The sequence below is a fragment of the Amycolatopsis balhimycina FH 1894 genome (assembly GCF_000384295.1).
Classification (GTDB): domain Bacteria; phylum Actinomycetota; class Actinomycetes; order Mycobacteriales; family Pseudonocardiaceae; genus Amycolatopsis; species Amycolatopsis balhimycina.
This window is the reverse complement of record NZ_KB913037.1, coordinates 2,695,604-2,714,548: the sequence shown is the minus strand read 5'-3', so window position 1 is coordinate 2,714,548 and position 18,945 is coordinate 2,695,604. Positions and strand designations below refer to the sequence as shown.

Here is an 18,945-nt window from a genome sequence, read left to right as displayed (position 1 = left end):
CGCCCAGCCACTCCGGCACGGCGGTGCGCAGGCCGCCGCGCCAGAGGCGGGTGACGTGTTCGCCGCCTTCGGTCGTCCGGGCACGCGCGATCAGGCCGTCCGGCGCGTCGGCCGCCCGGTACTCGAACGACACCCGGCTGCCCGGCGCCGACAGCTCGCCGACGGTGGTCAGGAGCTGTTCGGCGTCCTCGTGCGAGAGGTAGATCAGCAGCCCCTCGATCAGCCAGGCCGCCGGCACCGCCGGGTCGAAGCCCGCCTCGAGCAACGCCGCTGCCCAGTCTTCGCGCAGGTCCGTGCGCACGACGACGCGTTCGCACGACGGTGACGCGTCCTGCGTGGCCAGGACGTCGTCCTTGAACGCCAGGACCTCCGGCAGGTCGACCTCGAACAGGCGGGTCCCGGGCGGCCAGGGCAGCCGGAACGCCCGCGCGTCGAGCCCGGCGGCGAGCAGTACCACCTGTGCGCGGCCGGCCTCGAGCAGGTAGTCGTCGTAGAAGCGGGTCCGGACCACGATCTGCGGGTACATCAGCGCGCCCAGCCCGTCCTGGAGCGGGTCACCTCCGGGCGTGGGCAGCACCGAGCGCCCGGCTTCGAAGAACGCGGCCGCGTACGGGTCCTCGAACAGCCGGTCCGGCCGGTTGCTTTCGTAGGCACGCAGGGCGGCTACGCCGACGGCGGTCCGGCTCACGGCAGGGAGGGATTCGGTCACGGTGGTCAAGCTACTCCGATCGCGGGGTGTGCCGGGATCCCCGACTTTCCGCAGTAGCAGGGTCGTTCTCGCGGCTCTAGCGTGAGCGTCATGCGAACCGGTGTGGTGTGCGGGATCCTCGCGGTGCTCCTGTCCGGCACGGTGGCTCCGGCCGCCGCCGCGCCGGCGGCGAGCGAACCGGTCTACGACTACGCGAAGGCGATCCGCGAGACCGTCTGGGTCGACATCGGCCACGACGGGGACGGCGACGGCCGCTCCGACCGCGTCGCCGCCGACATCGTGCGTCCCGCTGAAGCGCCTTCGCGGGTGCCGGTGATCATGGACGCCAGCCCGTACTACTCGTGCTGCGGGCGCGGCAACGAGAGCGAGCTGAAGTCGTACGACAGCGCCGGGAAACCGGTCAAGTTCCCGCTGTTCTACGACAACTACTTCGTGCCGCGGGGCTACGCCGTGGTGCTGGTCGACCTGGCCGGGACGAACCGTTCCGCCGGCTGCGCGGACATCGGCGGCGCCTCGGACGTCGACTCGGCGCGCAAGGTGGTCGACTGGCTGAACGGCCGCGCGACCGGCTACAGCGCGAAGACCGGCGGCAGCGCGGTGACCGCGGGCTGGAGCACCGGGAACGTCGGGATGATCGGCAAGTCCTACGACGGCACGATCGCCAACGGCGTCGCGGCAACCGGTGTCGCGGGCCTGAAGACGATCGTGCCGATTTCGGCGATCAGCTCCTGGTACGACTACTACCGCTCGGACGGCGCGACCTTCGGCTTCAACCCGGCCGGCCTCGCGCAGACGGTCGAGGCACGCAACAGCGGGCAGAACTGCTCGGCGCAGAACCAGGTCCTGACCCAGGGCGCGACGGGCAACGGCGACTACGGGCCGCTCTGGGCGGACCGGGACTACGTCGCCCGCGCCGGCAACGTGCGGGCCAGCGTGCTGCTGTCCCACGGCGTCAACGACCTCAACGTCAAGACCATCCACTTCGGACAGTGGTGGAGCGGGCTGAACGTCGAGAAGAAGATCTGGCTGTCGCAGACCGGGCACGTCGACCCGTTCGACTACCGGCGGGCCGGCTGGGTCGACCTGCTGCACCGGTGGTTCGACCACTACCTGCTGGGCCTCGACAACGGCGTCCAGAACGGCCCGATGGCCAGCGTCGAACGGCAGCCCGACCAGTGGGTGGACCAGAGCGCCTACCCGGCGGCGAACGCGGTCGCGACGACGCTGCGGCCGCACTCCGCCGGCACACTCGGCACCTCGGCGGCGTCCGGCACGGCGTCGTTCACGGACAACCCGAACGTCGGTGAGGACACCTGGGTGACCAACCCGGGCAGCGCCGCTTTGCCGTACTCGACCGGGACCTTGGCCTCGGACCTGCAGGTCTCCGGCACGACTTCGGTGACCGTGACGGCCACGCCGAGCACGTCGTCGGCGCGGCTTTCGGCCCTGCTCGTGGACATCGGCCCGGCGACGATCCGCAACTTCGCCGGGAGCGGCGAGGGCATCAAGACCGGGACGTCGGAGAACTGCTGGGGTTCGTCGGCGTCCGGGGACGACGCCTGCTACCGGATCACCTCGGCGGACGTGAAGAAGGTGAGCTACACGATCCTCAGCCGCGGCTGGGCGGACCTGGCGAACTACGCGTCCCTGTCCCAGGAACGGCCGTTGACGCCGGGAACGGCGTACACGATGACGTTCCGGCTGGCGTCCACGGACCACGTCGTGCCCCGCGGCCACGCGCTGGCGCTGATCATCGGCGGCACGGACGGCAGTTTCATCCCCGGTCCCGCCCAGCCGGGCCGGGTGACGCTCGATCTGGCGCGGACGTCGGCATCGGTCCCGCTGGTGGGCATCCCGCCCGCGGCCTCGACCCACCCGGCCCCGGCCGTCGGCGAGCACGTGCCGTCGGCGGGCCGGGCGGACCTGCGCTAGTTCGCCTCGACCGGGGCGGTCTTCGTGGCCGTTTTCCGTTGCAGGGCACGGGCGACCGGCTCGACGACCCGGGCCGCGGTCGGGCCGATGATCGCCATCAGCAGGACGTACGCCGTGGCCAGGGCCGCCAGTTCCCCGGAGACCGCGCCCGCCGTCACCGCCAGGCCGGCGATGACGATCGAGAACTCGCCGCGCGCGACCAGCGCCGCCCCGGCCCGGGCCCGGCCCAGGCGGCCGATGCCCTGGCGGCGGGCCGCCCACCAGCCCGTGCCGACCTTCGTCAGCGTCGTGACCACCGCGAGGACCACGGCCCAGCCGAGCACCGGCGGGATCGACGCCGGGTTCGTGTTGAGCCCGAAGACCACGAAGAACACCGCCGCGAACAGGTCGCGCAACGGCTCGAGCAGGCGCGTCGCGTTCTCCGCCGTCGAGCCCGAGATCGCGATGCCGAGCAGGAACGCGCCGACCGCGGCCGACACCTGCATCGCCGACGCCAGGCCGGCGACCAGCAGGGCCGCGCCGAGGACCTTGAGCAGGAACACCTCGCGGTCCGGGCTGTCGACCGCCGCCGAGACGTAGCGGCCGAACTTCAGCGCGACCACCAGCACCACGGTGATCACCAGCAGCGAGATCCCGACGGCCTCCAGGCCGCCGAGCAGCGACACCCCGCCGAGGACCGCGGTGAGGATCGGCAGGTAGAGCGCCATCGCAAGGTCCTCGAACACGAGGATCGACAACACCACCGGCGTCTCGCGGTTGCCCAGCCTGCCCAGGTCGCCGAGCACCTTCGCGACGATGCCGGACGACGAGATGTACGTGACGCCCGCCATCACCATCGCGCCGACCGGGCCCCAGCCCAGCAGCAGCGCGACGGCCGCACCGGGGGCCGCGTTGAGGACGATGTCGAGCAGGCCCGCCGTCCACGAGCGGCGCAGCCCGGTGAACAGCTCGGCCGCGGAGTATTCGAGGCCGAGCAGCAGGAGCAGCAGCACGACGCCGATTTCGCCGGCCAGGTGCGTGAAGCCGCCGATGTCGGTCAGCGGGATCAGCCCGCCCTGGCCGAAGCAGAGGCCGCCGAGCAGGTAGAGCGGGATGGGGGAGAGGCCGATCTTGCCGGCCAGGCGCCCGAGCGCGCCCAGCACGAAGAAGACCGCCCCCAGTTCGATCAGGGACAGCGCGGTGTGGTCCATCGGCCGCTCAGCCGTACTTGAGGATCTTGGCGGCGGCTTCGAGTCCCTCGCCCGTGCCGACCGCGACCAGCAGATCGCCCCCGGTGAACGTGAAGTCCGGCGCCGGCGACGGGTGCACCTGCCCGGCCCGCGCCACCGCGACCACCGAGACGCCGGTGCGGGTGCGCATCGCGGTGTCGCCGAGCGTCCGGCCGTCGAACGGGCCGGACGGCTGGATCGGCAGCTGCCGCGTGCTGATCCCCGGCAGGTCCCGGTGCTCCTCCGTCAGCTGCGCGACCAGCTGCGGCGCGCCGAGCAGGTTGGCCAGTGCGCCCGCCTCGTCCGCGGTGAGCGGGATCGAGGCGGCGCAGGCGTCGGGATCGTCCGATTTGGACACGATCAGCTCGATGTGACCGTCCCGCTGGGTGACGACGCCGATGCGGCGGCCGGTACGGGTGGCGAAGTCCTTGCGGACCCCGATGCCGGGCAGGGGAGTTACTTCGACGTTCACCCAGCCACCGTAACCCAGGTGTCCGATTCGCGGGATTTCAGCCGAGCAGCAGGAGCAGCGCGGCAACGGCCATCACGACGGCGGTCAGGCCGTGGACTCCGAAGGCAATGGCCTTCTTCCCCCGGTGGCGCAGGACGATCAGCATGTCGAAGAGGGGCCAGACGGCCGCGGTGAGGAAGACCCAGCCCAGCGCGTGCGGGTCGCCGTAGATCATCAGGGCCAGCGGGACCAGGCCGGCCCCGATGTCGCGGCCGCCCTTGACGTTCAAGAAGGTGTCGGCGTTCTCGGGAACTTCGGTGAAGCCGAAGCCCGCGGCGATCTTCGTCGGCGCGAAGAGGTAGTTGAGGCCGACGTAGATGATCCCGAGCGAGACGAGCGCGACGAGGATGTAGCCGGTGACGATCATGGTGTTCCCTCCAGTGTTTCTAGCATCGCTAGGATTACTACCAACGCTAATCTAGCGACGCTAGTTTGTCTAGCGGTGCTAGCATCAGCGGCATGACCCAGCGACAACGGCGTGTGCGCGACCGGACCGAGCGCGGGCAGCGGATCGTCACCGCGGCCAGGGAACTGGCCGAGGCGGAAGGCTGGGACGCGGTCACCACCCGGCGGCTCGCGGCCCTGATCGAGTACAGCCAGCCGGTGCTGTACAGCCACTTCCCCGGGGGCAAGGACTCGATCATGGCGGCGGCCGCGCTGGAGGGCTTCGCCGAGCTGGCCGCGGTGCTGACGGACGCGCGGGACGGCGGCCTGGCGGGCGTCGTCCGCGCCTACGTCGAGTTCGCCGAGGCCAGGCCCGCGCTGTACGACGCGATGTTCACGCTGGCTTCGGAGCTGCCGTTCGCCCAGGACGACACGCCACCGGTGATGAAGGAGGCGTTCGCCGGGCTGTACGCGGTGGTCGAGCCGGTGGCGCGGGGCGAGGACGCGGGAGCGCTGACGGAGGTGTTCTGGGGAGCCCTGCACGGCCTGGTGACGTTGGATCGGGGCCGCCGGCTGTCACCGGCTCACCGTGACGAGCGCCTCGCACTGGTGGTGGAGCGCTTCGGCGCGCGGGGCGACTGATCTCCCCCTTACCCCGACCGGCAGAATGGACCCCGAGCCGAACGAGACGAGAACGCGAGGAGAGTGCCGGTGACGGGAGCCCTACGTGGTGTGGTCGCGCTGGACGGCCCATCGGGGACCGGGAAAACCACCGTCGCCCGCAAGCTCGCCCAGCGCCTCGGCGCCGGCTACCTGGACACCGGCGCGATGTACCGGATGGTCACCCTCGCCGTGCTGCGCGCGGGCGTCGACCCGGCCGACGCGGCCGCCGTCGCCACGCTGGCCGACAAGACCGACTTCGGCATCGGCACCAGCCCCGACCGGCCCGAGATCCACCTGGCCGGGGAAGACGTCGCCGCCGACATCCGCGGTCCCGAGGTCACCAAGGCCGTGTCGCCCGTCTCGGCCGTGCCGCACGTGCGTGAGCTGCTCGTCGCCCGGCAGCGGCGGATCATCGGCGAGGTGCTCGGCAGCGTCGGCGGGATCGTCGTCGAAGGCCGGGACATCGGCACGGTCGTCGCGCCGGACTCGCCGCTCAAGGTCTACCTGACCGCGTCGTCCGACGTCCGCGCGTCGCGCCGCAGCACCCAGGACACCGCGGCCGGGCGGAAGTCGTCGGTCGCCGACGCGCTGGCTTCGGTCGAGCGCCGCGACCACCTCGACTCCACCCGGGCGACGTCGCCCCTGCGCGCCGCCGACGACGCCGTGCACGTCGACACGTCGGAGCTGTCGATCGACCAGGTGATCGTCGCGCTGAGTGAACTCGCCAGCCACCGCGGTCTCTTGGCGGGGTGCAACGCCGAGGTAGCTCGATGAAAGCTGACGGACTGCCGGAAGGCTCCGTCGGCTGGCTCCACGACGCCGGGCGGGTCATCGGCCGGTATCATCTGCGTTCGGCCTTCCGCATCCGCGTGCACGGCCGTGAGCGCGTCCCCGCCACCGGGCCGCTGCTCGTGATCGCCAACCACAGTTCCATGATCGAACCGCAGCTGATCTTCGGAATGCTTCCGCGGCGTTCGGCGTTCCTCGTCAAGGCCGAGATGTTCGGCGGGATCGTCGGGAAGTTGCTGCTGGCGATCGGGCAGATCCCGCTCAAGCGCGGCGAGATCGACCGCAAGCCGCTGCTGACCGCGGTCGGCGTCCTGAAAGACGGCGGTGTCGTCGGGATCTTCCCCGAGGGCACCCGCGGTGCCGGGGACGTCGGCGCGGCCGAACGCGGTGCGGCCTGGCTGGTCCGGGCCTCCGGCGCGACCGTGCTCCCGGTCGCGACGCGGGGCACGCTCAAGCCGGCCGACGGCAAGCGGCGCTGGCGCCCGCGCGTGGACATCCTCGTGGGGGAGCCGTTCTCGCCGAAGGTCGGTCCCGGGAAGACCGGGCTCGACCAGGGCACCGAAGAGCTGCGCGGCGAGCTCGCGGCGCTCGTGAAGACTTTGGACGATTGGCGTACCGAAAACGGATTCGTTACGCCATAAGGGAAATTGGGTAGTGATGGCAGTGTTTGATCCCGCCTCCGCGGGAAAAAGTACGTCGGCGGAGTTGGACAGCGTCGGCGAGATCGACGGCACCTGGTCGGACGAGACCGAGTTCGCCGCGCTCGACGCGCAGATCGAGGCGGCCGAGCTGGCCGAGGAGGCCGCGCTCGCGCAGCCGGTGCTCGCCGTCGTCGGCCGGCCCAACGTGGGCAAGTCGACGCTGGTCAACCGCATCCTCGGCCGCCGCGAAGCCGTCGTGCAGGACGTGCCGGGCGTGACCCGTGACCGCGTCGCCTACGACGCCTACTGGGGCGGGCGCAAGTTCACCCTGGTCGACACGGGCGGCTGGGAGCCGGACGCGACCGGGCTGCAGGCCTCCGTCGCCGCGCAGGCCGAGATGGCCATGCAGACCGCGGACGCGGTGCTGCTGGTGATCGACGCCTCGGTCGGCGCGACCGCCACCGACGAAGCCGTCTCCAAGGTGCTGCGCCGCTCGAAGAAGCCGGTGCTGCTCGCGGCGAACAAGGTCGACGACGACCGGCTGCTCGCGGACACCGCGTCGCTGTGGTCGCTCGGCCTCGGCGAGCCGCACCCGGTCAGCGCGCTGCACGGCCGCAGCTCGGGCGACCTGCTCGACGCGATCCTCAAGGCCCTGCCGGAGTCGCCGCGCGAGGGCGGTGCCGCCACGTCGGGCCCGCGGCGCGTCGCGCTGGTCGGCAAGCCGAACGTCGGCAAGTCGAGCCTGCTGAACAAGCTGTCCGGCGAGGAGCGCTCGGTCGTCGACTCGGTCGCGGGCACCACGGTCGACCCGGTCGACTCGCTGGTCGAGCTGGACGGCGAGACCTGGCGGTTCGTCGACACGGCGGGCCTGCGCAAGCGCGTCAACTTCGCCGCGGGCGCCGAGTACTACGCCTCGCTGCGCACCAAGACCGCGATCGACGCGGCCGAGGTCGCGATCGTGCTGCTGGACGCGGCCGAGCCGCTGTCGGAGCAGGACCTGCGGGTGCTGACCATGGTCGTCGAGGCCGGGCGCGCGTGCGTGCTGGCGTTCAACAAGTGGGACCTGGTCGACGAGGACCGCCGCCACGCGATGGTCCGCGAGCTGGACCGCGGCCTGGTCCGGGTGCCGTGGGCGGAGAAGGTCAACATCTCGGCGCTGACCGGCCGCTCGGTGCGCAAGCTCGCGCCGGCGCTGCGGACCGCGCTGAAGTCGTGGGACCAGCGGGTGCCGACCGGCCAGCTCAACGCGTGGCTGTCCGACCTGGTCGCGGCCACCCCGCCGCCGGTCCGTTCCGGCAAGCAGCCGAAGGTGCTGTTCGCGACGCAGGCCGGCATCCGCCCGCCGACGCTGGTGCTGTTCACCACCGGCTTCCTCGAGGCGGGCTACCGCCGGTTCATCGAGCGCAAGTTCCGCGAGCAGTTCGGCTTCGCCGGCAGCCCCATCCGGGTGAATATCCGCGTCCGCGAAAAGAAGGCGAAGCCGAAGGTCGGCGGGAAAGCCGCCCGAACCCGGTAATTCTCCGTCACGTTTCGGACGACACGCGTGATGGGGAAGCCGACACGCGTGATCAGAGGGTCGACACGGCGAATCCACGGCCGTACGCCGTGTCGACCCTTCAATCACGCGTGTCGACCCCTCCGTCACGGCGGTTCGTCCGGTCCGGGGTGAGGTCCGACACTCTGGCGTGATCCTAGAGATATCTTTCGTTCATCTTGCGTTACAGTTGAAGGTCGTTGCGGGCGCCTCATTCGGAGAGCAAGCCCGATTGAGGCTCCCGAAAGGTGAGTGGTGGGCTTGCGCGCCCGTGGTTCGTTCCTGCACGTCTTCGTCACGGTCGAGGTGAACGCCCGATGACCGTCACCATTGAACCCACCGGCTCCGCCGCCGAGATCACCCTCGCCCCGGTCGCCGACCGCGCCCTCTTCTGGTCCGGTCTCGGCGCCCCCGAGCGCACCCTCCTCGACGTCCTCGCCGCCACCGCCGAGCAGCACCCGAACGCCGCCGCGATCGACGACGGCACCACCACCCTGACCTACCGGCGGCTCCTCGACGAGATCGACGTCTACGGGCGCCGCCTCCAGAGCTACGGCGTCGGCCTCGGCGACCGCGTCGGCATCCGGATCTCCTCCGGCACCGCCGAGCTGTACATCGCCATCCTCGCCACCCTGTCCGTCGGCGCCGCGTACGTGCCGGTCGACGCCGACGACCCGGACGAGCGCGCCGAGCTGGTCTTCGAAGAGGCCCAGGTCGCCGCGGTGGCGACCGACGGCGCGATCAACGTCCACAGCACGCCGGGCGGCCGCGAAGGCGTCCCCGGCCCGGCCGACGACGCGTGGATCATCTTCACCTCCGGCTCCACCGGCAAGCCCAAGGGCGTCGCGGTCACGCACGCGAGTGCCGCCGCCTTCGTCGACGCCGAGGCCGAGCTGTTCCTCACCGACGAGCCGGTCGGCCCCGGCGACCGCGTCCTGGCCGGCCTGAGCGTCGCCTTCGACGCCTCCTGCGAAGAGATGTGGCTGGCCTGGCGGCACGGCGCCTGCCTGGTCCCGGCGCCCCGCGCGCTGGTCCGCACCGGCGTCGACCTCGGCCCGTGGCTGGTCGCGCAGCGCATCACCGTCGTCTCGACCGTGCCGACGCTGGCCGCGCTGTGGCCCGCCGACGCGCTCGAAGACGTCCGCCTGCTCATCTTCGGCGGCGAGGCCTGCCCGCCGGAGCTGGCCGAGCGCGTCGCCGTCGAAGGCCGCGAAGTCTGGAACACCTACGGCCCGACCGAGGCCACCGTCGTCGCCTGCGCCGCGCAGCTGACCGGCGACGGCCCGGTCCGCATCGGCCTGCCCCTGTCCGGCTGGCAGCTCGCGGTCGTCAACGACGAGGGCGAGCCGGTCGGCATGGGCGAGACCGGCGAGCTGGTCATCGGCGGCGTCGGCCTGGCCCGCTACCTCGACGCCGAGAAGGACGCCGAGAAGTTCGCGCCGCTGCCGTCGCTGGGCTGGCAGCGCGCCTACCGCTCGGGCGACATGGTCCGCGCCGAAGAGGACGGCCTGCTGTTCCTCGGCCGCCTCGACGAGCAGGTCAAGCTCGGCGGCCGCCGCATCGAGCTGGGCGAGGTCGACGCCGCGCTGCAGGCCCTGCCGGGCGTGCAGGGCGCGGCCGCCGCGATCCGCCGCACCAAGGCGGGCAACCAGGTCCTCGTCGGGTACGTCGTTCCCAACACAGGCGAGACTTTCAATCACGACCAGGCCGCGACGCGCCTGCGTGAGCACCTGCCCGCCGCGCTGGTGCCGCTGCTCGCCGTCGTCGGCGACCTGCCGACCCGCACCTCCGGCAAGGTCGACCGCAACGCCCTCCCGTGGCCGCTGTCCACAGTGGACGCCGCATCGGCCGGGCTGTCGCCGACCGAGGCGTGGCTCGCCGAAGGCTGGGCCGAAATCCTCGGTGTCTCGGTCGACAACCCGAAGGCGGACTTCTTCACCCACGGCGGCGGCAGCCTGACCGCCGCGCAGGTGGTCGCCCGCATCCGCACCCGGCACCCGCAGATGTCGGTCGCCGACATCTACGCCCACCCCAAGCTGGGTGCGCTGGCCGCGATGCTGGACGCGCTCAGTGGCCAGGCCACCGAACGCCGTGACATCGCGCCGGCCCCGCGTCGCGCGGGCGTCATCCAGACGCTGCTGATGGTGCCGCTGCGCGGCCTCGCCGGCCTGCGCTGGGCGACGATCGCCGCCGCGTTGTCGAACGTGCTGGCGCTGCTCGGGTTCACCTGGGCGCCGACGCTCGGCTGGACGTGGATCGCGGTGGCCTGGCTGGTGCTGTTCAGCCCGTTCGGCCGCATCGCGATCGCCGCCGGTGGCGCACGCGTGCTGCTGTCGGGTGTCCGCCCCGGCACCTACCCGCGGGGCGGCAGCGTCCACTTGCGCCTGTGGACGGCCGAGAAGCTCGCCGATTTCTCGGGCGCGAACGGGGTCGCGGGGGCGTCGTGGATGACGACCTACGCGAAGGCCCTCGGCGCGCGGATCGGCAAGGACGTCGACCTGCACTCGCCGCCGCCGGTCACCGGCTTCCTCAAGCTGGGCCGCGGCGCGGCGATCGAGCCGGAGGTCGACCTGTCCGGCCACTGGGTCGACGGCGACGTCGTGCACATCGGCAAGGTCCGGGTCGGCGCGGAAGCCCGCGTCGGCGCGCGCAGCACGCTGTTCCCCGGTGTCCGCATCGGCAAGGGCGCGGAGATCGCGGCCGGGGCGACCGTCCGCGGTGCCGTCCCGGCCGGGCAGCGCTGGGCCGGTTCGCCCGCCTCGCGCGTCGGCAAGGACGAGCGTGACGCGCTGAAGTGGCCGTCGAGCCGTCCGCCGCGCTCGCACTTCTGGGCCGCCGTCTACGGCGCGAGCTCGATCTTCCTGGGCTTCCTGCCGGGAATCGCCATGCTGCCGGCCGCCGCTGTGCTCGGTTACGCGATCCACGGCGCGCCCACGCTGCTCGCCGCGCTGACGCAGGCGCTGCTGTACGTGCCGCTCGCCACTGCCGCCAACTTCCTGACGTACATGCTGCTCGTGCTCGTCGGCGTCCGGTCGCTGAGCATCGGCATGGTCGAGGGCTACCACCCGGTCCACGGCCGCGTCGCGTGGCAGGTCTGGGCCACCGAGCGCCTGATGAGCATGGCCCGCGAAGGCCTGTTCCCGTTGTACGCCAGCCTGTTCACCCCGGTGTGGCTGCGGCTGCTCGGCGCGAAGGTCGGCCGCAACGTCGAGGCGTCGACCGTGCTCGCGCTGCCGAAGATGACCCAGGTCGACAGCGGCGCGTTCCTGGCCGACGACACCATGGTCGCCACCTACGAGCTCAACCATGGCTGGCTGCACGTCGCCCCGGCCCGGATCGGCAAGCAGGCCTTCCTCGGCAACTCGGGGATGACCGCGCCCGGCCGTTCGGTGCCGAAGCGCGGGCTCGTGGGTGTGCTGTCCTCGACGCCGCTGAAGGCGAAGAAGGGCTCGTCGTACCTCGGGATGCCGCCGCTGCCGGTCCGCCGCGCGATCGGCGACGCCGACACCAGCCGCACCTACACCCCGGCGCTGCACCTCAAGGCCGCGCGGGCGCTGGTCGAACTGTGCCGGATCATCCCGGTCATGTGCGGTGTTGCGCTGACCGTCGTCGTCGCCTTCGGGCTGCTGTGGACGGCGTCGCTGTTCGGCTTCGGCGTCGCCGCGCTGCTGGCCGGCCCGATCCTGCTGGCCGCCGGCATCGTCGCGGCGCTGACGGCGACCGTGATGAAGTGGCTCCTGGTCGGGAAGTTCCGCGAGATCGACCACCCGCTGTGGAGCTCCTTCGTCTGGCGCAACGAGCTGGCCGACACCTTCGTCGAGGCCCTCGCGGTGCCGTGGCTGATCGGCTCGGTCGGCGGCACGCCGCTGCTCACCGCCTGGCTGCGCACGATGGGCGTCAAGATCGGCCGCGGCGTCTGGCTCGAGACGTACTGGCTGCCCGAAGCCGACCTCGTCGAGCTCGGTGACGGCGCGACGATCAACCGCGGCTGCGTCGTGCAGACGCACCTGTTCCACGACCGGATCATGAGCATGTCGAGCGTGACCCTCGGCGAGGGCGCGACGCTCGGCCCGCACGGCATCGTGCTGCCCGGCGCCGGCATCGGCGCGCGCACCACGGTCGGCCCGGGCTCGCTGGTGACCCGCGGCGACGAGGTGCCCGCCGACACCCGCTGGCTCGGCAACCCGATCTCCGCGTGGACCGGTAAGTAACGAAAGCAGGGCCAGGCGCGCCGGACTCACCTGTCCGTGCGAGCCTGGTTCCAGCACGCACGACGAAAGGTTCGCCACGGGTGATTTCGAAGGCTCCCGCTCCCGGCGCGGACACCTCCGGCGACCCCTACCTGCCCGCGCACGGCAACGGCGGCTACCGGACCCGGCACTACGACCTGAACCTCGACTACAAGGTCGCGCCGAACCGGCTGTCGGCCTCGGCGGTGATCACGGCCGAGGCGACGCAGGCGCTTTCCCGTGTCAGCTTCGACTTCGCCGACTTCCGGATCAACCGCGTGCTGGTCGACGGCAAGCCGGCGAAGTACCTCAAGCGCGGCGCGAAGCTGCACGTCAAGCCGGTGAAGTCGATCCCGGCGGGTGCCGCGTTCACCGTCGAGGTCCACTACGTCGGCAACCCCCGCCCGGTGGGGAGCCGCTGGGGTGACGTCGGCTGGGACGAGCTGACCGACGGCGCGCTGGTGGCGAGCCAGCCGGTCGGCGCGCCGTCGTGGTTCCCGTGCAACGACCACCCGTCGGACAAGGCCGCGTACCGGGTGAGCGTGACGACGGCGTCGCCGTACCTGGTCGCGGTCACCGGCACCCTGGTCGAACGGTCCACCGCGGCCAGCACCACGAAGTGGGTCTACGAACGGCGTGAGCCGACGGCGACGTACCTGATGAGCGTGCAGATCGGCCGCTACGACGAGGTCGAGCTGACCGGCCGCGGCTGGTTCCCGCACACGGGGGTGGGACTGCGCCGGCTGAGCCTCGGCATCGGGCGAGCGAGCGGCCAGGTGGAGTCGATCTTCGAAACCGTGGCGCAGCGGGCCGCCGTGCCGCCGCGGCTGCGTCGCGCGTTCGACCGCGACTTCGGGCGCCAGGGCCGCATGATGGAGTTCCTGCAGCGGCTGTTCGGCCCGTACCCCTTCGCCGAGTACGTCATCGTCGTCACCGACGACGACCTCGACGACCCGATCGAGGCGCAGGGCATGGCGATCTTCGGCGCCAACCACGTCGACGGCCGCCGCACCCACGAGCGGCTCGTGCTGCACGAGCTGGCCCACCAGTGGTTCGGCAACAGCCTGACCGTCGCCGACTGGCGGCACATCTGGCTGAACGAGGGCTTCGCGACCTACGCCGAGTGGCTGTGGTCGGAGGAGGTCGGCGGCCAGTCCGCCGCGGCGCTGGCCCGCGCCTGGTACACGCGCATCAAGGCCAAACCGGCGGACGTCCGCATCGCCGACCCGGGCGTGGCCCGGATGTTCGACGAGCGGGTCTACAAGCGCGGCGGCCTGACGCTGCACGCGCTGCGGGCGGAGATCGGCGACCCGGCGTTCTTCGCGCTGCTGAAGTCGTGGGCCGAGGAGCACCGGCACGGACTGGTCACGACGGAAGCGTTCGTGGCCGCGGCGGAAGCGCACGCGGGCCGCTCGCTGAGCGCGTTCTTCACCAGCTGGCTGTACACGCCGGCGTTGCCGCCGCTGCCGGGGGCCTAGTTCTCTCCCGCTCGCGTGCGCCGGGGGAGAACGTCGTGAACGACTCTTTCCTGTCGCCGGACGTCATGAACGACTCGTTCATGACGTCCGGGCCGCACCGCTGCCGATGGATTCATCGGATGTATCTGCCGCTGTCTGGGTGAACTTCCCTGGCATTTTGGGCACCCCTCTGCAAGTATGGCCGAACGCCGCCGCGTGATCTCGCCGAAACGTAGTATGAATTCGGAGGATGCTTCATGGACGCAGTGTCCCGGCGGACGGTGCTCCGTTCTGCCTCGGTCGTGGCCGGGGCCGCCGCCTTCGGGGGTCTGTGGGCCCGAGCCGCCCCACCCGCGCTCGCCGCCGGCGGGAACCCGCACCGGGACGTCGCCGCCGATGCCCGCATGGTCTGGCGGCGGCTGCCGAAGAACTGGCAGGAAGGCCCGTTCCTCGCCAACGGCTACCTCGGCGCCCAGGTCTACGCCGGGAAGACACCGGAAACCCTCAAGATCATGCTGAGCCACACCCAGGTGCAGGACCAGCGGATCCAGTGGGAGGCCGGCATCGGGCTGTCCCGGCTGCCGATCGGTTTCCTGACGCTCACCCTGGCCGGCGCGGTCACCGCCGTCGACTGGACGCTCGACCTGTACAACGCCGAACTGGGCGGCACCATCACCACCACGCAGGGCTCGGTCGCCTTCTCCGCCGTCGTGCACAACGACCTCGGCGTGCTGCTCGTTTCGCTGACGCCGAGCGCCGGCGAAACGAGCGCCGCGTGGGCGTTCCAGCCGCTGGAGTCGGCGACCACCCGGACCGTCCGCAAGCCGCCGGAGTACGTCGCCAACCCGGCGCCCGAAGCCGGGGCCGGGTACTGCGCCCAGCCGATGCTCGCCGGTGGCGGGTACACGACGGCCTGGCGGGAACGCGCGGTCGGCGGCCGGCGGCTGCTCGCGGCGGCCGTCGCCTACAGCTTCCCGGGCACGACACACACGGCGGACGCCCTGAACGCCGTCCGGAAAGCGCTTGCCGCGAACCCGGACGTCCTGCTCGCCCGCCACCGCCGCTGGTGGAACGACTACCACCGGCGCAGCTTCGTTTCGGTGCCGGACAAGCAGGTGCAGCGGTTCTACTGGATCCAGCTGTACAAGATCGCGGCCGCCACCCGCGCGGACGGGCCGGTCGTGTCCGAATGGGGGCCGTGGTTCCCCGAAGTCGGCAACAGCTGGACCGCCGTCTGGTGGAACCTCAACGTCCAGGTCACCTACCCGATCGTCAACAGCAGCAACCACCCCGAGCTCGACGCCGTCACCGAGACCTTCCGGCGCGATCACGCGAACCTCGAGGTGTCCGTCCCGCCCGCCTACCGCGACGGCGACACCTACGCGCTCTCGCACCCGGGTGACTGGCGGCTGCGGCCCGGCGGCACGCGCTCGGTGGGCGTCCCCGGGACGACGTCCAAGACCGACCAGACCGGGAACCTGCTGTGGGGCCTGCACAACGTCTGGCTGGCCTACCGCCACCACCTGGACAAACGCATGCTCCGCGACGTCCTGTACCCGACGCTGGCGAAGGCGCTGAACTTCTACCGCCACTTCCTGGTCACCGGTCCGGACGGGTTCCTGCACCTGCCGCTGACCCGGTCGCCGGAGTACGCCGACGCGCCGGACTGCACCTACGACCTGTCGCTGATCCGGTGGGCGGCGCGCACGCTCGTCGACTCCGCCCGGATCCTCTGCCTGGACGAGCCGCGCGTGCCGATCTGGCAGGAAATCGGCGCGAAGCTCGTGCCGTACCACGAAGACCCCGCCGACGGCGTGCTGATCGGTGACGGCGTTCCCTTGGCCGCCTCCCACCGGCACTTCTCGCACCTGCTGTGGCTGTACCCGCTTCGGGAGAAGGTCTGGGACCGGGCGGGCGACCGCGACATCATGACGCGGACGTTCAAGCACTGGATCGCCGACCAGACGGCCTGGCACGGCTACAGCTACGCGGCCGCGTCGTCGATGAGCTCGGTGATGGACGCGCCCGAAGAAGCGTTGCGGTACCTGAAGTTCTTCCTCGACCGGAACGTCGTGGCCGACACCGAGCTGACCGCGAACACGATGTACCGCGAGGGCGCCAACTTCGCGATCGAAAGCCCGATCACCGCGGCCCAGTCCGTTGTGGACATGCTGATGCAGGGATCCGGCGGCGTGCTCAAGGTTTTCCCGTCGGTGTCGGCGACCTGGCGGGATGCCTCGATCTCCGGGCTGCGCGCGGAGGGCGCGTTCCTCGTGGACGCCTCCCGCCGCGACGGCCGGACGGAGTTCGTCCGCGTACACAGCGAGGCCGGTGCGCCGCTGGTGCTGCAGCACGGCGTCGGCGGGGACGTCGACGTCCGCGACGAGTACGGCAGGCAGCTGCCGTGGCGCGCAGCGGGCCCCGGGCGGATCGAGATCGGGCTGCGCCGCGGCGGCACCGCCGTCGTCACCCCGCGTGGTTCGCGGCCGGGCTTCGCGCCGCGGGACGTCCCCGCCCTCGGCCCGGCACCGGCCTGGGGCCTGCCGAGCTGAATCCGCTTTCGACATTTCGGCATTTCGACGAGGAGGTCGAATGGACATCACCCGCAGAACCGTGCTCGGTGGGGCGCTCGCCGGGCTGGCCGTGGGCGCGGCGGGCGTCACCCCCGCCTTCGCGGACGTGCCCGGCAGCGACGACTTCGGCTGGGCCGGGTTCGTGGGCACCGCGGACCTGTACTGGCGGCGGCTGCCGAAGACCTGGTACGAGGGACCATTCCTGGGCAACGGGTTCCTCGGCTCGGGCATCTACGCCGAGCCGGGGCAGAACGCCATCCGGTTCAACGTCCAGCACAGCCAGGTGCAGGACCACCGGCCGGAGTTCGGCTCGCTGTTCGGCCTGGCCCGGCTGCCGATCGGGTACTTCACGCTCGAACCGGTCGGCGCGATCACCGCGATCGACTGGCGGATGGACCTCTGGAACGCCGAGCTGACCGGCACGATCACGACCGCGGCGGGCAGCCTGAGCCTGCGCGCGATTGTCCACACGGGACAGTCGTTGCTCGCCGTCGAAATCCGGCCGTCCGAAGGCGAACGCGGGTTCAAGTGGGTGTTCCACCCGGCGGCCGCGGTCAGCCCGCGCGCCGACCCGGTGTGGAACAAGCCGCCGCCGGCGGGGTACACCGCGAACCCGCCGGTCCAGCTGTCCGGGAGCGGTGACGCCCGGCTGGCCGTGCAGCCGCTGCTGGCCGGTGGCGAGCACGTCACAGCCTGGCGGGAGGTCACGCGCGGTGGCGCGCGGACGCTGTACACGTCGGTGGCGTGGTCGCACCCGGACAAGACGTCGGCGGCACGGGCCTTGGGCACGGTCCGGCGGGCCGGGGAGTTCGGCGCGCTGACCCAGGACCACCGGCGCTGGTGGCACGACTACTACCGGCGGAGCTTCCTGTCCATTCCGGACACCCGGCTGCAGAGCTTTTACTGGATCCAGCTGTACAAGGTCGCGTCCGCGGCCCGGCGGGAGGCGCCGGTGATGGCGACCTCCGGGCCGTGGCTCGAGAACACGCCGTGGCCGGCGACGTGGTGGAACCTCAACGTCCAGCTCGAATACTGGCTGATCCACGGCTCCAACCACCTGGAGCTGGACGCCGTCGGCTACGCGCTCGGCAAGTACCGCGGCAACCTCGTCAGCCAGGTCGCTTCGCCGTACCAGGCCGACTCCGCGGGCATCCCGCGCACGACCGACATGACCCTGCTCAACGGCGTCTCGAACGCCACCAGCGGGTTCCCCGTCGGCATCCCGGGGCAAGCCACGCCCACCCCGGAGGTCGGCAACCTGACCTGGGCACTGCACAACGTCTGGCTGTCCTACCGGCACACGATGGACCGGAAGCTGCTGCGGGACACGCTGGTCCCGTTGCTGCGCCGGGCGATCAACTACTACCTGCACTTCCTCGCGCCGGGCCCGGACGGGAAACTGCACCTGCCGCCGACGTTCTCGCCCGAATACGGCGTCAACGCCCCGGACTGCAACTACGACCTGTCGCTGATCCGCTGGGGCTGCAAGACGCTGCTGCAGCACACGCCCGGCGATCCGCTGGCGGCGCAGTGGCGGAACGTCCTGGCGACGCTGGTGGACTACCCGGCCGACGTCAACGGCTACATGATCGGCGCCGGGGTGCCGTTCGCGAAGTCGCACCGGCACTACTCGCACCTGCTGCAGATCTACCCGCTCTACGACGTCACCTGGGAACAGCCGGAGCACCGGCAGATCATCGAGACGTCGCTGAACCACTGGGTCGGCTTCGAGGGCGCGCTCCAGGGCTACACGTTCACCGGGGCCGCGTCGATCTCGGCGCAGATGCTGCGCGGCGACCAGGCCGCGTTCTACCTCGGCGAGCTGCAGCGGCGGTACATCCAGCCGAACACGATGTACAAGGAGTCCGGGCCGGTCATCGAGACGCCGCTTTCGGCGGCCAAGTCCCTGCAGGACATGCTGGTGCAGAGCTGGGACGGCGTGCTCCGGCTGTTCCCCGCGGTGCCGTCGGCGTGGGGCGACGTCGCGCTGCGGGACTTCCGCACGGAAGGCGCGTTCCTGCTCAGCGCGTCGAGGGCCGGCGGGAAGACGCGGTGGCTGAAGGTGCACAGCGAAGCCGGGGCGCCGTGCGTGCTGCGGCCGGGCATCGACGGCGAGCTCGCGGTGACCGACGCGCGCGGCCGGGCGCGCCGCTGGCGACGGCTGGCCAACGGGGACGTCCAGGTCGAGCTCGGGTGCGGAGAGGACGCGTTCGTGTACCGGAAGGGTGACAAACCGGACTTCGGCGTCCGGCCGGTCACGCCGGGTGGGCCGAGCGACCCCTGGGGATTGCCGTAGCCGAGAACCTCCTTCCCGG

13 protein-coding genes are annotated in these 18,945 nt (G+C 71.6%); 9 read left to right on the top strand and 4 right to left on the bottom strand.

Annotated elements, in window-relative coordinates; all coding sequences use genetic code 11:
- Positions 1-709 (bottom strand): SAM-dependent methyltransferase (locus tag A3CE_RS50865; protein WP_063714248.1); only part of this gene is annotated, 709 nt, incomplete at its 3' end.
- 90 nt (positions 710-799) lie between these two features.
- Here A3CE_RS50865 and A3CE_RS0111475 point away from each other — a divergent pair.
- Positions 800-2,641: a Xaa-Pro dipeptidyl-peptidase gene (locus A3CE_RS0111475; protein WP_020640231.1), complete on the top strand. Its 1,842-nt coding sequence runs from the start codon at positions 800-802 to the stop codon at positions 2,639-2,641.
- Here the strand turns inward: A3CE_RS0111475 and A3CE_RS0111470 are convergent.
- Genes A3CE_RS0111470 through A3CE_RS0111460 form a run of 3 tightly spaced genes read right to left on the bottom strand, consistent with a single transcriptional unit; the run spans position 2,638 to position 4,727 of the window.
- Positions 2,638-3,831 carry a cation:proton antiporter gene (locus tag A3CE_RS0111470; protein ID WP_020640230.1) on the bottom strand — a complete coding sequence of 398 codons (1,194 nt, stop codon included), beginning with the start codon at positions 3,829-3,831 and terminating at the stop codon, positions 2,638-2,640. The genes A3CE_RS0111475 and A3CE_RS0111470 overlap by 4 nt on opposite strands.
- Before the next feature lie 7 nt (positions 3,832-3,838).
- Positions 3,839-4,321: a cation:proton antiporter regulatory subunit gene (locus A3CE_RS0111465; protein ID WP_020640229.1), complete on the bottom strand. Its 483-nt coding sequence runs from the start codon at positions 4,319-4,321 to the stop codon at positions 3,839-3,841.
- A gap of 37 nt (positions 4,322-4,358) precedes the next feature.
- Positions 4,359-4,727: a DUF4267 domain-containing protein gene (locus A3CE_RS0111460; RefSeq protein ID WP_020640228.1), complete on the bottom strand. Its 369-nt coding sequence runs from the start codon at positions 4,725-4,727 to the stop codon at positions 4,359-4,361.
- Between the two features lie 92 nt (positions 4,728-4,819).
- Here A3CE_RS0111460 and A3CE_RS0111455 point away from each other — a divergent pair, with 92 nt between their 5' ends.
- The 8 genes from A3CE_RS0111455 (at position 4,820) to A3CE_RS0111420 (ending at position 18,926) form a co-directional block, all read left to right on the top strand.
- Positions 4,820-5,386: a TetR/AcrR family transcriptional regulator gene (locus A3CE_RS0111455; protein ID WP_026468379.1), complete on the top strand. Its 567-nt coding sequence runs from the start codon at positions 4,820-4,822 to the stop codon at positions 5,384-5,386.
- Between the two features lie 90 nt (positions 5,387-5,476).
- Positions 5,477-6,181 (top strand): (d)CMP kinase, encoded by a 705-nt coding sequence (gene cmk, locus A3CE_RS0111450; protein ID WP_020640226.1) that lies wholly within the window; start codon positions 5,477-5,479, stop codon positions 6,179-6,181.
- A complete protein-coding gene (locus A3CE_RS0111445) occupies positions 6,178-6,837 on the top strand; it encodes a lysophospholipid acyltransferase family protein (RefSeq protein WP_020640225.1) in 660 nt (219 codons plus the stop codon). The genes cmk and A3CE_RS0111445 overlap by 4 nt, the downstream gene beginning before the upstream one ends.
- A 16-nt stretch (positions 6,838-6,853) precedes the next feature.
- Entirely contained in the window at positions 6,854-8,353 is a 1,500-nt protein-coding gene (gene der / locus A3CE_RS0111440; RefSeq protein WP_051183764.1) for a ribosome biogenesis GTPase Der, read from the top strand.
- A 335-nt stretch (positions 8,354-8,688) separates the two neighbouring features.
- Positions 8,689-12,582: a Pls/PosA family non-ribosomal peptide synthetase gene (locus A3CE_RS0111435; RefSeq protein WP_020640223.1), complete on the top strand. Its 3,894-nt coding sequence runs from the start codon at positions 8,689-8,691 to the stop codon at positions 12,580-12,582.
- A gap of 80 nt (positions 12,583-12,662) precedes the next feature.
- Entirely contained in the window at positions 12,663-14,078 is a 1,416-nt protein-coding gene (locus A3CE_RS0111430; RefSeq protein ID WP_020640222.1) for a M1 family metallopeptidase, read from the top strand.
- Positions 14,079-14,314: 236 nt separating this feature from the next.
- Positions 14,315-16,609 (top strand): glycosyl hydrolase family 95 catalytic domain-containing protein, encoded by a 2,295-nt coding sequence (locus tag A3CE_RS0111425; protein ID WP_020640221.1) that lies wholly within the window; start codon positions 14,315-14,317, stop codon positions 16,607-16,609.
- A 40-nt stretch (positions 16,610-16,649) separates the two neighbouring features.
- Complete coding sequence (locus A3CE_RS0111420; protein ID WP_020640220.1) at positions 16,650-18,926, top strand: glycosyl hydrolase family 95 catalytic domain-containing protein; 2,277 nt, start codon at positions 16,650-16,652, stop codon at positions 18,924-18,926.
- The last annotated feature ends 19 nt before the right edge of the window (positions 18,927-18,945 follow it).

What these genes read in the sequence shown, in the direction of transcription:
- A3CE_RS0111475 (WP_020640231.1), top strand. Translation starts at nt 800, where the DNA reads ATGCGAACCGGTGTGGTGTGCGGGATCCTCGCGGTGCTCCTGTCCGGC.
- A3CE_RS0111470 (WP_020640230.1), bottom strand. Translation starts at nt 3,831, where the DNA reads ATGGACCACACCGCGCTGTCCCTGATCGAACTGGGGGCGGTCTTCTTC.
- A3CE_RS0111460 (WP_020640228.1), bottom strand. Translation starts at nt 4,727, where the DNA reads ATGATCGTCACCGGCTACATCCTCGTCGCGCTCGTCTCGCTCGGGATC.
- A3CE_RS0111455 (WP_026468379.1), top strand. Translation starts at nt 4,820, where the DNA reads ATGACCCAGCGACAACGGCGTGTGCGCGACCGGACCGAGCGCGGGCAG.
- A3CE_RS0111445 (WP_020640225.1), top strand. Translation starts at nt 6,178, where the DNA reads ATGAAAGCTGACGGACTGCCGGAAGGCTCCGTCGGCTGGCTCCACGAC.
- der (WP_051183764.1), top strand. Translation starts at nt 6,854, where the DNA reads ATGGCAGTGTTTGATCCCGCCTCCGCGGGAAAAAGTACGTCGGCGGAG.
- A3CE_RS0111435 (WP_020640223.1), top strand. Translation starts at nt 8,689, where the DNA reads ATGACCGTCACCATTGAACCCACCGGCTCCGCCGCCGAGATCACCCTC.
- A3CE_RS0111425 (WP_020640221.1), top strand. Translation starts at nt 14,315, where the DNA reads ATGGACGCAGTGTCCCGGCGGACGGTGCTCCGTTCTGCCTCGGTCGTG.
- A3CE_RS0111420 (WP_020640220.1), top strand. Translation starts at nt 16,650, where the DNA reads ATGGACATCACCCGCAGAACCGTGCTCGGTGGGGCGCTCGCCGGGCTG.